Annotated in this window: 14 protein-coding genes and 1 pseudogene; 7 read left to right on the top strand and 8 right to left on the bottom strand. The window is 67.6% G+C overall.

Going from position 1 to position 13,685, the window contains the following annotated elements; genetic code table 11:
• A pseudogene (locus tag O9335_RS05945) lies at positions 1-331 on the bottom strand (dipeptidyl carboxypeptidase II); the annotation flags it as partial.
• Between the two features lie 59 nt (positions 332-390).
• Between O9335_RS05945 and O9335_RS05940 the strand changes: the two are divergent.
• Entirely contained in the window at positions 391-1,053 is a 663-nt protein-coding gene (locus O9335_RS05940; RefSeq protein ID WP_298384992.1) for a hypothetical protein, read from the top strand.
• Positions 1,054-1,108: 55 nt separating this feature from the next.
• Here O9335_RS05940 and O9335_RS05935 read toward each other — a convergent pair whose 3' ends face one another.
• Together O9335_RS05935 and O9335_RS05930 are read right to left on the bottom strand one after the other, a co-directional pair.
• Positions 1,109-1,381, bottom strand: a complete 273-nt coding sequence (locus O9335_RS05935) for a GNAT family N-acetyltransferase (RefSeq protein ID WP_298384988.1) — start codon at positions 1,379-1,381, stop codon at positions 1,109-1,111.
• A gap of 16 nt (positions 1,382-1,397) precedes the next feature.
• Positions 1,398-3,497, bottom strand: coding sequence for a prolyl oligopeptidase family serine peptidase (locus O9335_RS05930; RefSeq protein ID WP_298384986.1), 2,100 nt, complete (start codon positions 3,495-3,497; stop codon positions 1,398-1,400).
• A gap of 121 nt (positions 3,498-3,618) precedes the next feature.
• Between O9335_RS05930 and O9335_RS05925 the strand changes: the two genes are divergently transcribed.
• Together O9335_RS05925 and O9335_RS05920 are read left to right on the top strand one after the other, a co-directional pair.
• Entirely contained in the window at positions 3,619-4,296 is a 678-nt protein-coding gene (locus O9335_RS05925) for a hypothetical protein (protein WP_298384983.1), read from the top strand.
• 1 nt (position 4,297) lies between these two features.
• The gene (locus O9335_RS05920) at positions 4,298-6,349 is read left to right on the top strand and encodes a M3 family metallopeptidase (protein WP_298384981.1); all 2,052 of its coding nucleotides are present in this window, start codon (positions 4,298-4,300) and stop codon (positions 6,347-6,349) included.
• A gap of 25 nt (positions 6,350-6,374) precedes the next feature.
• Here the strand turns inward: O9335_RS05920 and O9335_RS05915 are convergent, their stop codons facing one another.
• A complete protein-coding gene (locus O9335_RS05915; protein WP_298384978.1) occupies positions 6,375-6,755 on the bottom strand; it encodes a response regulator in 381 nt (126 codons plus the stop codon).
• Between the two features lie 102 nt (positions 6,756-6,857).
• Here O9335_RS05915 and O9335_RS05910 point away from each other — a divergent pair, with 102 nt between their 5' ends.
• On the top strand, positions 6,858-7,124 hold the full coding sequence (locus O9335_RS05910) for a hypothetical protein (RefSeq protein WP_298384975.1): 267 nt from the start codon (positions 6,858-6,860) through the stop codon (positions 7,122-7,124).
• 19 nt (positions 7,125-7,143) lie between these two features.
• Here O9335_RS05910 and rsgA read toward each other — a convergent pair whose 3' ends face one another.
• Genes rsgA through O9335_RS05895 form a run of 3 tightly spaced genes read right to left on the bottom strand, consistent with a single transcriptional unit; the run spans position 7,144 to position 9,717 of the window.
• Positions 7,144-8,100, bottom strand: coding sequence for a ribosome small subunit-dependent GTPase A (gene rsgA, locus O9335_RS05905; RefSeq protein WP_298384972.1), 957 nt, complete (start codon positions 8,098-8,100; stop codon positions 7,144-7,146).
• Positions 8,097-8,423, bottom strand: a complete 327-nt coding sequence (locus O9335_RS05900) for a 4a-hydroxytetrahydrobiopterin dehydratase (protein ID WP_298384969.1) — start codon at positions 8,421-8,423, stop codon at positions 8,097-8,099. Before O9335_RS05900 ends, rsgA begins: the two co-directional genes overlap by 4 nt.
• A 10-nt stretch (positions 8,424-8,433) precedes the next feature.
• Positions 8,434-9,717, bottom strand: a complete 1,284-nt coding sequence (locus O9335_RS05895) for a M48 family metallopeptidase (protein WP_298384995.1) — start codon at positions 9,715-9,717, stop codon at positions 8,434-8,436.
• Positions 9,718-9,798: 81 nt separating this feature from the next.
• Here O9335_RS05895 and orn point away from each other — a divergent pair, with 81 nt between their 5' ends.
• The 3 genes from orn (at position 9,799) to O9335_RS05880 (ending at position 12,813) form a co-directional block, all read left to right on the top strand.
• Positions 9,799-10,359 carry an oligoribonuclease gene (gene orn / locus O9335_RS05890; protein WP_298384966.1) on the top strand — a complete coding sequence of 187 codons (561 nt, stop codon included), beginning with the start codon at positions 9,799-9,801 and terminating at the stop codon, positions 10,357-10,359.
• Between the two features lie 388 nt (positions 10,360-10,747).
• Positions 10,748-12,553, top strand: a complete 1,806-nt coding sequence (locus O9335_RS05885; RefSeq protein ID WP_298384963.1) for a chorismate-binding protein — start codon at positions 10,748-10,750, stop codon at positions 12,551-12,553.
• Positions 12,554-12,612: 59 nt separating this feature from the next.
• A complete protein-coding gene (locus O9335_RS05880; protein WP_298384960.1) occupies positions 12,613-12,813 on the top strand; it encodes a hypothetical protein in 201 nt (66 codons plus the stop codon).
• Positions 12,814-12,853: 40 nt separating this feature from the next.
• On the opposite strand, the gene O9335_RS05875 is transcribed toward O9335_RS05880, so the two are convergent.
• The gene (locus O9335_RS05875) at positions 12,854-13,501 is read right to left on the bottom strand and encodes a DJ-1/PfpI family protein (RefSeq protein ID WP_298384957.1); all 648 of its coding nucleotides are present in this window, start codon (positions 13,499-13,501) and stop codon (positions 12,854-12,856) included.
• Positions 13,502-13,685 lie beyond the last annotated feature (184 nt).

The following is a 13,685-nucleotide window of genomic DNA, read 5'->3' as shown; positions in this document are numbered from 1 at the left end:
GGGCGAACTCGCGCATCAGGCGCTGGCGCTCGGGGTTGGTGTGGGCACCGTTGAGGCTGGACAACACGGTCAGCGCCCGGCTCAGCAGGCGACCGCTGCGCTCCAGGGCCTCGATGGTGTTCGCGAAGGTCGGTGCGGCAGGGTTGGCCACGATGGCGGCGATCTCCCGCCGTTGCATCGCCATGCCCGCGCTCAGCGCAGGCGCAAAGTCGGCGTCGGTGATGGTGTTGAAGGGCGGGTACTGCAGGGGCAGCGGGCTGGGTTGGAGCAGGGCGTTGGCCTGCGCCAACGCGGGGGCCAAGAGCAGGGCGCCCAGCAGACGCCTTGTCACAGAACGTTCAAAAATGAGAGGCAGCATGGCAAGCACAACAACAACAAAGTGAGGCCTGAATGGGCGTGATCGGATGGATGGTGGCCGCCGGCGCGGCCGGTGCTGCAACGTGGGGATGGCGGCGATGGGCCCTGGCGGCACGCTTGCGCGCCATCAACCAAAGCCCCTTGCCGCGCAGCGTGCGCACGGCCTTGCGGGCCGAATTCCCCGGTTGGAGCGAAGCGCAGTGTGAGGCCGTGGAGAACGGTTTGCGTCAGTACTTTCGCGTGTGCGCCAAGTCACGGGGGGCTTGGGTGGCGATGCCGAGCAAGGCGGTGGACGCGGCTTGGCACGCCTTCATCTTGGACACCCGCGCTTACGGGCGGTTTTGTCACCGTGCCTTCGGCCGTTTGCTGCACCACACGCCGGCCGAGGCCTTGCCTGAGGGGCTGGCCGCCCAGCGTCTGAAAGAGGGCCTGATGCGCGCGTGGCGGGGCGCTTGCCAAGACGAAGGGCGGCCGGTGCACCCGCCCACGGCGCTGCCCTTGCTGTTCGCGCTGGACCTCGAACTCGGCGTTCCAGGGGGCTACCGCTATGTGCCCGATTGCCGCCTGCTGGACCGCGACCGCGGGAACACGCACTGTGCGACGGACGTGTCGGGTTGCGGGGGATCCAGCGGCTCCGATGGGGGAGACGGTTCGGGCGACGGGGGGAACTGCGGCGGAGGCTGCGGCGGCGACTGACGCCCCGTGCGTGCTGCACGCGGGCGCCATGGCCGCGTCGGGTCTGCCGTGCCGTTCAGGCCTGCAGGTGGGCCCACTCCGGGTGGCGCTGCAAGTGCGCAACCACGTAGCTGCAGCCGGCTTGCACCTTCAGGCCTTGGGTCTGGGCCCAGGTCAGGCCGGCTTCCACCAACAGTGCGGCAATGCCCTGACCACGCAAGCCGGGGTGCACGCCGGTGTGGTGGAAGTTGACGACGCCAGAGGTCAGCGTGTAGTCCAACTCACCCCGCAGCCCGGGTTGGGGCTCGATCCAGAACTGTTGGCGTTCGGCGTTGTGCTGCACGGTCATGGTCGGGGCTCCGGGCTCAGCGGCCGCCCAGTTGCATCCACAGGTAGGCGTACTCGATGGCCTGCCAAGTGGCGCGCTGCTCGTTGTCAGCCGCACCGCCGTGCCCGCCTTCGATGTTTTCCCAGTAGAGCGGGGCGTGGCCCTGCTCGATCATGCGGGCCGCCATCTTGCGGGCGTGGCCCGGGTGCACGCGGTCGTCGCGGGTGCTGGTGTTGATCAGCATGCGCGGCATCTTCACGCCGGCCTTCACGTTTTGGTAGGGGCTGTACTGCGAGATGAAGGCCCAGTCGCTGGGCACGTCGGGGTTGCCGTACTCGGCCATCCAGGACGCGCCGGCCAAGAGCTTGTGGTAGCGCTGCATGTCCAGCAGCGGCACTTGGCAAACCACGGCGTTGAACAGGTCGGGCCGCTGCACGGTGACGGCGCCCATCAGCAGGCCGCCGTTGCTGCCGCCCATGATGCCGAGCCGCTTGGGCGTGGTGATGCCCTTTTTGATCAGGTCTTCGGCGATGGCGATGAAGTCGTCGTAGCTGCGCTGCTTGTTTTGCAAGATGGCCGCCTTGTGCCATCGGGGGCCGAACTCGCCACCGCCGCGGATGTTGCTCATCACCAGCACGCCGCCGCGCTGCAGCCACCCGCGACCCCAACTGGCGCTGTAGCGCGGGGTCATGCTCACGTCGAAGCCGCCGTAGCCGTACAGCAGGGTGGGGTTTTGGCCGTTGTTGGTCGCGCCCTTGGGGTAGACCACGAAGTAGGGCACCTTGGTGCCGTCGTTGCTGGTGGCGAACTGCTGTTCCACGCGCATGCCGGTGCTGTCGAACCAGGTTTGGCGACTCTTCAGGCGCAGGCGATCGTCGCTACCGGCTTGCGCCAGGTACAGGGTGTCGGGCGTCAGGAAGTCGGCGTAGTTCACCAAGTAGCGGTCGGCCAGGCTGTCTTGCGGCAGGTCGGGGTCGTGCAGGCTGGCCACGCTCAGGTTGCCGGGGAAGGGGGCCTTCACGTCGCGCCGTTGGGGAGCGCCTTTGCGGGAGAAGTCCCACTCCTCCAGCTTGCTGGCCACGTTGTCCGACACGTTCAGCACCACATGGTGCTGCGTGGTCGTGAAACCGGCCAACGAGCGCGTGTCGGTGGGGGTGAACAGGGGTCGCCAGCCGGTCCTGCCCGCCAGGAAGTCGGGCCAGGAGCCCACGAGCAAGGAGCCGGCCTTGTGCGTGGTGCCGCCTTGCTTCCAATCGGAGCGCAGCTCCACCAGCAGGCGCTGGCCCCAGCGCTGGAACTGGGCATCCGCCGGCAGGGCCAGCTTCACCAGCTTGTCGCCCTTCACCAAGTAGCGGTCGAAGCGGTAGAAATCGAGCGCGCGGCTGATGACCACCGTTTGGTCCTTGCCCACGCCTTGGGCCGCGGCGAAGACGTAGGTGTCTTTGGCCTGACCCTCAAACAAGGTCTTGGCCGCACTCAGCGGCGTGCCGCGTTGCCAGCGCTTGACGATGCGGGCGTAGCCCGAATCGGTCATGCTGCCCGGCCCAAAGTCGGTGCCCACCAGCAAGTGGTTTTCGTCCAGCCAATCGACCTGGGTCTTGGCTTCGGGCAGGGTGAAGCCGTCTTTCACGAAGGCTTTGGCCTGGGTGTCGAACTCACGCGCCACCGTGGCGTCGGCGCCGCCGCGGCTCAGTTGCAGCAGGCAGCGCTTGTACTCGGGGGCCAGGCAGGCGGCGCCGTTGAACACCCAGCTTTCTTTCTCAGCGGCGCCCAGGGCGTCAAGGTCGAGCACGGGCTCCCACTGGGGGTCGGGCTTTGCATACTCGGCCAAGGTGGTGCGGCGCCACAGCCCGCGCTTGTTCTTGGCGTCGGTCCACAGGTTGTAGACGTGATCGCCCATGCGGGAGAAGCGGGGGATGCGGTCGCGGGCGTTCAAGCCTTCGAGCAGTTCGGCGCGCAGCGCTTCAAAGCCGGGTTGGGCCTTGAGCACGGCTTCGGTTTCGGCATTGCGCTCGCGCACCCAGGCCAGGGCCTTGTCGCCCGTCACCTCTTCCAGCCACAGGTAAGGGTCGGCAGGGGTTTGCGCCTGGGCGGCGCTCAGAGTCAGGAGGCACGCGGCCAGCACAGTCTTTTTCATCGCGTGGAGGGGCGCCCTGGGCGCCTTGTGGGGGGATCGTCGGACGATTATGTCGAGCCGATGAAGGGGTGCTGGATGGCATGGCATCATTTCGAGTTACCTCTGTTTGAAAGGCCATGCCATGCGTTTGTCTCTCCTCGTTGCTGCGCTCTCGACCGTCGCCCTGATGGGCTCTGTGCAGGCCCAAACGGCCCCTGCCAAGCCCGCTGCCAAGCCGGCCGCGGGGAAACCGGCGCCGGCTCCGGCCCCGGCGGTGGCCAAGCCCAAGATCATGACGAAAGAGGAACTGCGCAGTTGCTTGGACCGCTCGGACGCCAACAAGGCCGAGGCCGCTGCCATCGAAGCAGACGACAAGAAACTGGCCGACGAGCGCGCCGCTGTGCTGGCCAAGCGCGATGACATCAAGAGCAAGAATCAAGCTGTCGAGGCCGAGGGCGAAGCCTTGAAGGCCGAGATGGCGGCGGTGTCAGCCAAGGCCGAGGAGCTCAAGGTCAAGATGAAGGAAATGACCAAGAAGGAGCAGCAGGCGGCCAAGGCCGACTACGACAAGCTGGCCGCGGACATCAACGCCAAGGTGGACCCGCACAACCAGCGCCGCAAGGCCTTCTTGGAAGAAGTGAAGGCGTTTGAGGCCGATGTGGACGGCTTCAACAAGCGCAAGGATGAGCTGGGCGCTCGAGCCGATGCCCTGGGTGAAAAGCAAGACGCCTGGCGCAACGAGTGTGGCAACCGGCCCTACAAAGAAGACGACGAAAAGGCCATCCGCAAAGAGCAGGCCGCCGCCAAGAAGGCCCCCTGAGGTGAGCGCCGGCAACCCCTTGCTGCAGGATTGGGACACGCCGCAGCGCCTGCCCCCCTTTGCGCTGGTGCAGCCGGCGCACTTCGCTCCTGCCTTCGAGCTGGCCATGGCCGAGCAGCGGGCCGAACTGGACGCCATTGGCGCCAATCCGGCGCCCCCCACCTTCGTCAACACGGTGGCCGCCCTGGACGCCAGTGGCCGCCGATTGGCGCGCATCGAGGCTTTGTTCCACACCCTGAACGCCTCGGTGTCCACGCCCGCCCTGCAGGCGGTGCAGCGCGACATGGCGGCCCCTTTGGCAGCCCATGGCAGCGGGGTGGCCATGCACGCTGGGGTGTTTGCCCGACTGGACGCGTTGATGAGCCGGGTCGAAGACTCGGCGCTGGACGCCGATCAACGTCGGCTGCTGGAGCGCTTGCACTTGGAGGCCGTTCGCCAAGGGGCCAAGCTGGCGCCAGACGCCCAGCGACGCTACGCGGCCATCGTGCAGCGGCTGGCGGAGCTGAACACCCGGTTTGCGCAAAACGTGTTGGCCGACGAGGCCCAGTACCGGCTGGTGCTGCGCACCGAGGCCGAGCTCGACGGCCTGCCACCTTTTGCACGGGCCGTGATGCGGCAGGCGGCGGCCGAGCGCGGTCTGGATGCGCAGGCCCACCTCGTCACGCTGTCACGCTCGCACATCGTGCCCTTCCTGACGTTTTCGGCGCGGCGCGACCTTCGCGAGCAAGCCTGGCGCGCTTGGGTCGGGCGGGGTGAGCGCGAGGGGGCCAGCGACAACCGCGAGATCGCCCGCGAGATCCTGACCCTGCGCAACGAGCAAGCGCGCCTGCACGGTTGCGCCAGCTATGCCGACTACGCCTTGGCCGACACCATGGCGCAAACCAAGGACGCGGTGCAGGGCCTGCTGATGCGGGTGTGGAACGCCGCCCTGCAGGCCACCGAGCGCGAGCGCGAGGCCGTGCGCGGCGCCGCGCTGGCGCACGGCTTTCTGGACCCCGTCGAGGCTTGGGACTGGCGGTTCTACGCCGAAAAGGTGCGCCAGGCCCAGTACGCCCTGGATGAAGCCACGCTCAAGCCCTATTTCCCGCTCGACGCCATGGTGCAGGCCGTGTTTGCTTGCGCGCAGCGTTTGTTCGGCATCCGCTTCGAGCACCGCCCCGACTGGCCGGTTTACCACCCCGACGTGAAGGCCTACGAGGTGCGGGATGCCAACGGTGAGCACCGCGCCGTGTTCTTGCATGACAACTTTGCCCGCGAGGGCAAGCGCAGCGGCGCTTGGATGAACGCGCTGCGCTGGGCCCACCACAACGGGCTGCGGCAAACGCCGGTCATCCTGAACACCAACAACTTCGCCAAGGGCGCGCCCGGCCAGCCCACGCTGCTGAGCCTGGATGACGTGCGCACCTTGTTCCACGAGTTCGGCCACGGCCTGCACGGCATGCTGAGCGACACGCGCTACGAGCGCTTGTCGGGCACGCAGGTGCTGCGCGACTTCGTCGAGCTGCCCTCGCAGTTGATGGAGCACTGGATTGCCGACCCGGCCGTGATGCAGCAGCACGCGCGGCATTGGCAGACGGGCGAACCCATCCCGGCCGAATTGGTGCAACGCATCAAGGCGGCCGAGTTGTTCAACCAAGGCTACGAGACGGTGCGCTACACGGCGTCGGCCCTGGTGGACTTGGCCATCCATGCCTTGGAAGACGACGAGGCGCCGGACATCACGGTTTTTGAGCGCGACACCCTGGCCCGACTGGGTGCGCCGGCCGATTGCGGCATGAACCACCGGCTGGCGCACTTCCAGCACCTGTTCGTGGGCGACGGCTACGCCAGCGGCTACTACGTGTACCTGTGGGCCGAGGTGCTGGACTGCGATGCGTTCGAGGCCTTCAAGGAGGCGGGCGACCTGTTCGACGCCGCCACCGCGCAGCGGCTGCGGCAGCACATCTTGGCCAGTGGCAACAGCGTTGAGCCAGGCGCGGCCTTCCGGGCGTTCCGCGGACGCGATCCGCAGATCGAACCCATGTTGCGTGGCCGCGGCTTGATTCCCGCCTGAAGTCGGGGGGGCGTCGGCCCTCCGCTCAGGTCGCCGACGGGAACCGGGCCTCCAGGCCCGCGTAGAAGGCCTGGAAGTCGATCGGCTTGGTCCAGTAGGCGTCGAAACCGTGCCGCAGGGCGGCTTCGACGTCGTCCCTCATGGCGTTGGCGCTGAGCGCGATGCAGGGGATGTCGCGCGTCGCCCCATGGGCTCGCAGCTGCGTGAGCACCTCGCGGCCGTCCATGTCGGGCAGGTCCATGTCCAGCAGCACCAATTGCGGTTGCCAGGCTCGGGCCTCGGCCAGCCCGGACTGACCGTCTTCGCAGCAGCGCAAGGCGATGTCGGGCCGGCGGTTCAGCAACTCCTCCACGATCAAGGTGTTGACCGGGTTGTCTTCGATGTACAGCAAACGGTAGTCGGGCATGGCAGTTGGCGGCGGAACCGTTGGCATTTTCACAGCCCAGCGCTTGACAATCGGGTCGCCGGCCCCAACTCAGGCCATTCCTCGGCCCCACCCATCCCCACCGTGCTCAACACCTTGCTCCAAGTGATCGTCCGCCTCGTGTTCGGGGTGGCCGTCCTGTTCTTGTTCCTGGGGCTGATGGTCCTGGGCGTGGTGGTGGCCCTGGCGGTGTTGCTGGTGTCTGGGGTCACCCGCCGCAAGCCGCAGTGGGGCACGCGAGCGCAACACTGGGGCCAACAGACATGGCGCCGTTATGGCGCCACCGTGCGCCCGCGTTCGTCCGCCGGTCAAGGCGAGGTGATCGACGCGGACGTGCGCGAGATCCGTTGAACAACGCAGGCGGCCCGGCTCAGTACGCCGGTGGCCGGCTCAACTCGTCGAACAGCTCCAGGTAAATGCGGTAGCGGCTTGCGGCGATCTGGCCGGCGTCCAACGCGGCGCGCACCGCACACCCCGGCTCTTGCCGATGCGTGCAGTTGGCAAAGCGGCAGCGCGTGGCCGGCTCGGCGAAGTCCGGCATCAAGGGCGCCAGGCGCATGGGCTCGATGTGCTGGATGCCGAAGGTCTGGAAGCCCGGCGAATCCATCCATGCCCCGCTGCCCAAGGCACCGATCGGCCCCGAGGCCAGGCTGTACCACTGGGTGTGCGTCGTGGTGTGGCGGCCACTGTTCAGGGCTTCGCTGATCTCTCCCACCTGCGCCTGCGCGTCGGGCACCAGCAGGTTGGTCAACGTGCTCTTGCCCGTGCCGCTGGGGCCCAGCACCAGGGTGGTCTTGCCAGCCAGCCATGGTCCCAGGGTGGACAGGCTGGCGGCCACGTCGGACTTGAGGGCCAGCTCCATCACCGGCACGCCCATGGCGGTGTAGGGGGCGAGGCGCTCGCGGGCGTGGGCCACACCCGGCAGGTCGGTCTTGTTGAGGCCGATGCGCACCTCGATGCCGGCCTCCGCCGCGGCCAAGAGCGCGCGGCTGAGCAGGCTTTCGCTGAAGACGGGTTCCACCGCCACCAGCACCAGCAATTGGTCCACGTTGGCGGCAAAGCTCTTGCTGCGCCATTCGTCCTGCCGGTAGAGCAGGTTTCGGCGCGGCTCCAGGCCTTCGATCACGCCCTCGCCCGGGCTGGTGGGCTGCCAGCGCACACGGTCGCCCACCACGCAGTCGCTCTTCTTGCCGCGCGGCACGCACTGCAGGCGTTGGCCGTCGTCGGTCTGCACCAGGTAATGCCGGCCGTGGCCGCGAACAACCAAACCGGTGTCCAGCGCGGTGACTTCGCGCACCGCCTGAGCCGCCTTGCGGCCCTTGCTCAAGGCGTGGCCTCGGGCAGGTGGCTCACCTGGGCGGCACAGATCACGTCGTTCATCGTCACGGCGTTGCCGGCGCTGTGGGTCGAAAAGCGCAGCTCCGCGTCACGGTAGCGCAGCAGCATCTCGGGGTGGTGGTCCTGGCCATCCGCGACTTCGGCCACCGCGGTGGCGAAGTCCATCACCTCGCGGAAGTTGTCGAAGCGAAAGCGCGCCACGAGGGCGCCGTTCTCCAGCGTCCAGCCGGGCAGTTGGGCCAGGTGGGCTTCGATCGATTCGGGCCCCAAAGCGGAGGCGTTGGGGGTGCAGGCAGCGGTCAGCAGGTTCATGGGGGCAGGTTCAAGCCGCGGCGCGGGTTTGGGTGGCAATGGCCGCGAGGCGCTCGATGGCCGGCGGGTGGCTGTAGGTCCAGCGCACCACCACGGGGTCGGGGGTGAGCGTGCTGGCGTTGTCTTCGTGCAGTTTGAGCAGCGCACGCGACAGCGCGGCGCCGTCGCTGTGCTGGCAGGCGTAGGCGTCGGCCTCGAACTCATCGCGGCGGCTGCGGGCGCTCATCCACGGGCCCAGCGGGTAGGCCAGCACCGGCACCGCCATCAGGAACAGCAGCAGGGCCAGGGCCTCGTTGCCGCCCAGCAGGTCGGGTCGCACGCCCAGGCCGAGGTAGAAGCCTGGCTGCTGCGCCAGCCATCCCAGCAACGCAAAGCCGGCCAACGAGACCAGCGCGAAAGTGAGCAAGCGTTTGGGGATGTGGCGGCACTTGAAGTGGCCCAGCTCGTGCGCCAGCACGGCTTCGATCTCTTCGGGGCCCAGGCGTTGCATCAGGGTGTCGAACAGCACCACGCGTTTGGCCGCGCCCAAGCCGGTGAAGTAGGCGTTGCCATGGCTGCTGCGGCGGCTGCCATCCATCACAAACAGCCCCGAGGCTTGGAAGCCCGAGCGCTCGAACAAGGCCTTCACCCGCGCGGCCAGGCCCTCGTCCTTCAGGGGCTCGAAGCGGTTGAACAGGGGGGCGATGAGCAAGGGGTAGAGCAGCATCACCAGCAGCTGGAAGCCGACCCATAGCGCCCAGGCCCACAGCCACCACTGCGCGCCGGCGGTTTTCATCAGCGCCAGCACGGCCCACAGCAACGGGCCGCCGAGCAGCAGACCCACGCCGATGCCCTTGACCCAGTCGGCCCAGAACAGGCCTGGCGTGGTGCGGTTGAAGCCGTGCGCCGCCTCCACGCGGAAGGTGGCGATCCATTCGAGCGGCAGGTCCAACAGCATGCCGATGAAGACGAAGGCGCCCACCAGCACCAGGGGACGGGCGTAGCCGCCCCAGGTGTCGGCGGCCACGTGGGCCATCACCGCTTGGTTCAGCGCATCCAGGCCGCCCAGCAGCGTCCAGGCCAGCAGCAAGGCGCTGCTCACCAGCAGGGACACGGCACCCAGCCGAGCCTTGGCCAGGGTGTAGTCGGCAGCCTTTTGGTGGGCTTCCAGCGTCACCTGGCCGACGAAAGCGGGGGGCACGGTGTCGCGGTGGCGGGCCACATGCCGCACCTGGCGGGTCAGCAGCCACAGCCGCAGGCCGGTGGTCAGCAGCACGGCGGTGGCAAAAACGAGGGTGACGAGGGTGGCAGGCAGCACGGGAAACGCCTTGGATCGACGGAATGAAAAAGTGTAGGCGGGCACAATTCCGCCGTTTCATCCTCACCGAGAGCCCCCATGAGCGCCACGCTGGAACGCCACGACAACAACCTGGTTTGGATCGACTGCGAAATGACCGGCCTGGACCCGGCCACCGACCGCATCATCGAAGTGGCCGTGGTCGTCACCAGCCCCGACCTGAGCGTGCGCGTCGAGGGCCCGGTGTTCGCCATCCACCAATCGGACGAAACCCTGGACAAGATGGACGCCTGGAACAAGGGCACCCACGGCAAGAGCGGCCTGATCGACCGCGTCAAGGCCAGCACCACAGACGAAGCCGCCGCCGCGGCCGCCACCATCGCCTTTCTGGAGCAGTACGTGGGCAAGGGCAAAAGCCCCATGTGCGGCAACTCCGTCTGCCAAGACCGCCGCTTCCTGGTGAACACCATGCCCACGCTGGAGGCCTTCTTCCACTACCGCAACCTCGACGTCTCCACCCTCAAGGAACTGGCCCGCCGCTGGAAGCCCGCCGCCATGGACAGCTTCAAGAAGGCCCAAGCGCACACCGCGCTGGCCGACATCCACGAAAGCATCGACGAGCTGGCGCACTACCGCGAGCAGTTCTTGAATTTGGCTTGACACCTTGTGAACGTCGGCTTCTTCATGGGGCGTCGCGAGATCGTGACGACCCCAGAACTGAGTCGGCTCGGTTGGATTCGGGTGGACTACTCCTTGCCGCTGCTGCGGCGCTGTTTTGTTTTCTGTTCGGAAACGGACAGCCAGGGAGACCTGACCAGCGTGCAGCGATTCGCAGAAGAGTTGGCGTTGACGCACATGGGAGATCGAGGGGCCTACATGCTGCTGGTCAGCGGCGCTAGCGCTCGACGGCGCCCTAACTTTCACGTGCACGTTTTCTTGGTCGGAAGCCGGTGGCAGAAGGCCTGGGTGTATGCGGTTCTCTCTTTGAAGAATGTCGCGATCTGTTTGATGCCATCTTTGGGGCGTAGGAAAGCGGGTCGATAGAACCATGTCTTCGGGCAATGCCTTCGCCGCCTTCGACTTCCCGCGCCACCCCCTGGCGCGCGAAGACGGCGAGCGCGTGCGGGGCCAGTGGGCCACGCCGCCGGACGCCTGGCTGTGCGCGCGCAGCGCGGACGAGTTGGCCAGGGTGCTGAACCAGGCCCACGCCGAGGCCCAAGCCGGCGCTTGGGTGCTGGGCGGCCTGCGTTACGAGGCCGGCCCGGCGCTGGACCCCTGCCTGACGACGCCACCCGCCGAAGGCTGGCTGGCCGCCTTCGCCGTGTACCGCCGCGCGCCCGAGCCGTGGACGCCGACCGTGCACGAGGGCGCACGATGTGAGCCCTGGCTGCAGGACCTGCACGACGAGGCGCAAGACGCCACTGCCATCGAACGGGTGCGCGACCACATCCGCGCCGGCGACTGTTACCAAGTCAACCTCACCACGCGCCTGGCCAGCCGCTTGGCGCCGGGCGTGCCGCTGGCCGCGTTGTTCCACGGCCTGCACGCGGCGCAGCCCGGCGGCTTTTCGCTGTTCCTGGCCGAGATGGCGGGGGAGGGCGGGGTGGCCAGCGTGTCGCCCGAGCTGTTCTTCGACTGGCGCCCGCTGCCCGACCACCCGGCCACCTGGCTGCTGGCCGCCCAGCCGATGAAGGGCACGGCGCCGCGCGGCACCGACCGCGCCAGCGACGAGGCGGCCCAGGCTCACCTGCGCACCAGCGACAAAGAGCGGGCCGAGAACCTGATGATCGTGGACCTGCTGCGCAACGACCTGGGCCGTGTGGCCCGCGTGGGCAGCGTGCGCGTGCCGCGCCTTTTTGAGCTGCACGAGCTGCCCACGGTTTGGCAGATGACCAGCACGGTCACGGCCGTCACGCCGCCGCAGCGCACCCTGGCCGAGGTGTTCGCCGCCCTGTTCCCTTGCGGCAGCGTCACCGGCGCGCCCAAGCGCCGGGCGATGGAGGTGATCAACGACTTGGAAGGCGCGCCGCGCGGTTGGTACTGCGGGGCCCTGGGCCTGATCCAGCCCGGCGGGGCCGCCACCTTCAACGTGCCCATCCGCACCGTGGAGGTGCCCGCCAACGGGGCCTTGCGCGCCGGCGTGGGCAGCGGCATCACGCTGGACGCCGAGCCCGCGCCCGAACTGGCCGAGTGGCGCGCCAAGACCCGCTTTTTGGCCCGGGCGCAAGCGCCCATCGCCGCGCTGGAAACCCTGCGCCTGGATGGCGGGGCTTACCCCATGCGCGCCGCGCACCTGGCCCGCTTGGCCGCCACGGCCCGCCATTTCGGCCTGCGCCACCGCGCGGCCGACGTGCAGCAAGCCCTGGACGCCGCCGCCAGCGCCCACCCGCGAGGCGCCTGGCGCGTGCGCCTGACCCTGGCCGCCGACGGCCACGCCGCCACCCAGGTGCAGCCGCTGACCGAACTACCTTTCCCCTTGGTGCTGACCTTGGCACAGCAGCCCATGCCCACGCGCGGCCCGCTGGCCGAGTTCATTCAGCACAAGACCACGCGCCGCGAGGTCTACGAAGCGCAAGCCGCCACCAAGCCGCCCGAGGCCTGGGACCTGATCTTGTTCAATGAAGACGGCGAGTTGACCGAAGGCACCTTCGGCAACATCGCGCTGCAGTTGGAAGGCCGCTGGCTCACCCCGCGCCGCGAAGCCGGCCTGCTGCCCGGCGTGGGCCGCGCGCACTGGCTGGCGGAGGGTCGCATCGCCGAGGCGCGCTTGACCCGCGAGGACCTGGACCGGGTCGAGGGGGTGGCTTGGTTCAATGCGTTGCGGGGGTGGTTGCCGGCGTTGGTGTTGTGCTGATGGGTGGTGCTCTCCGCGTCCCGCCGATCGCCCCTCTGGTTGGCATTTCCCGTTCGGTGGTGACAGCGGCAGCGCACAAGCTGGCGCGGCTGATCTACGCGATGTTGACCCGAGGCCAGCCGTACACCGACCAGAGGCAGGCGTATTACGAGGAGCGATACCGCGAGCGCGTGGTCGCCAGCCTCACCCGGCGGGCGCAGCAGTTGGGGCTGCAACGGGTGCCCTTGGCGGGGGCGTCGCCACAAACAACAACGGCCTGAGCGAGGCCCGGATCGTTACAAATCAGGTCAATGAAATCAACTACTTGGAGGGAGTTTCTTGAGAGGCATCCCTCGCGTAGGCTGGCGCCGCGGGGTGTGTGTTGTGGAGCGAGCCATACCGCTTGGTTGACGGGTAGTACTCAGAAGCGAGCTGAACCTTTGATGCGGATTCCTCGCCCGCCACTGCGGATATGAACGCGAGGGTCATGTCAATGCCTGCCGAGACCCCTGCCGAAGACCATAGGTTCTCGTCTTGAACGAAGCGCTCTTCGATTACCGTGACGTTGCCAAGTGCTCGTAGCCGTTCAAGCGACCCCCAGTGTGTTGTTGCCTTCTTGCCTGCCAGAAGACCGGCGGCATGCAGCACAAACGAGCCAGTGCAGACGGAGAGAATCGCCTGGCATCCTTTGCCTTGAGCGGCAACGAACTCAAGGAGCTTGGCGTTCGTGACTTCAACTCGGGTTCCCTGCCCACCAGGTACAAGCAGGTAGTCCAGCGGCGGACAGTCTTCGAAGGTGACGTGCGGGTTGACAGAGAGGCCCTTCGCGCAAGTGACTGGTCCGGCATGCTCCGAGACAACGAGGCACTTTGGCCCACCTGCTACCTGCTGCCACATAGTGAGCATTTCCCAAGGCCCAACGAAGTCGAGTTCCTCGACGTTGGGGAAGATGAGTACTCCGAAGGTCATTGTGTACTGCGAGAGGTGTATTGGGATGCCTAACAGTCAGCGCTTATCTGCCGCCGCACGGCATTTGCCACGCAGCTGAGCGCCACCGGCGGCAGGTAAACCGTGTTGAACAAAACCGCCGCTCCAGTCGCGGTTCAGCGGGTGTGTTGCGGTGGGTATGGGGGATTGGATCGCAGGCAGGCGG

The sequence above is a fragment of the Inhella sp. genome, from assembly GCF_027532025.1.
GTDB lineage: Bacteria > Pseudomonadota > Gammaproteobacteria > Burkholderiales > Burkholderiaceae_C > Inhella.
This window is presented reverse-complemented; position numbering and strand designations above follow the sequence as displayed.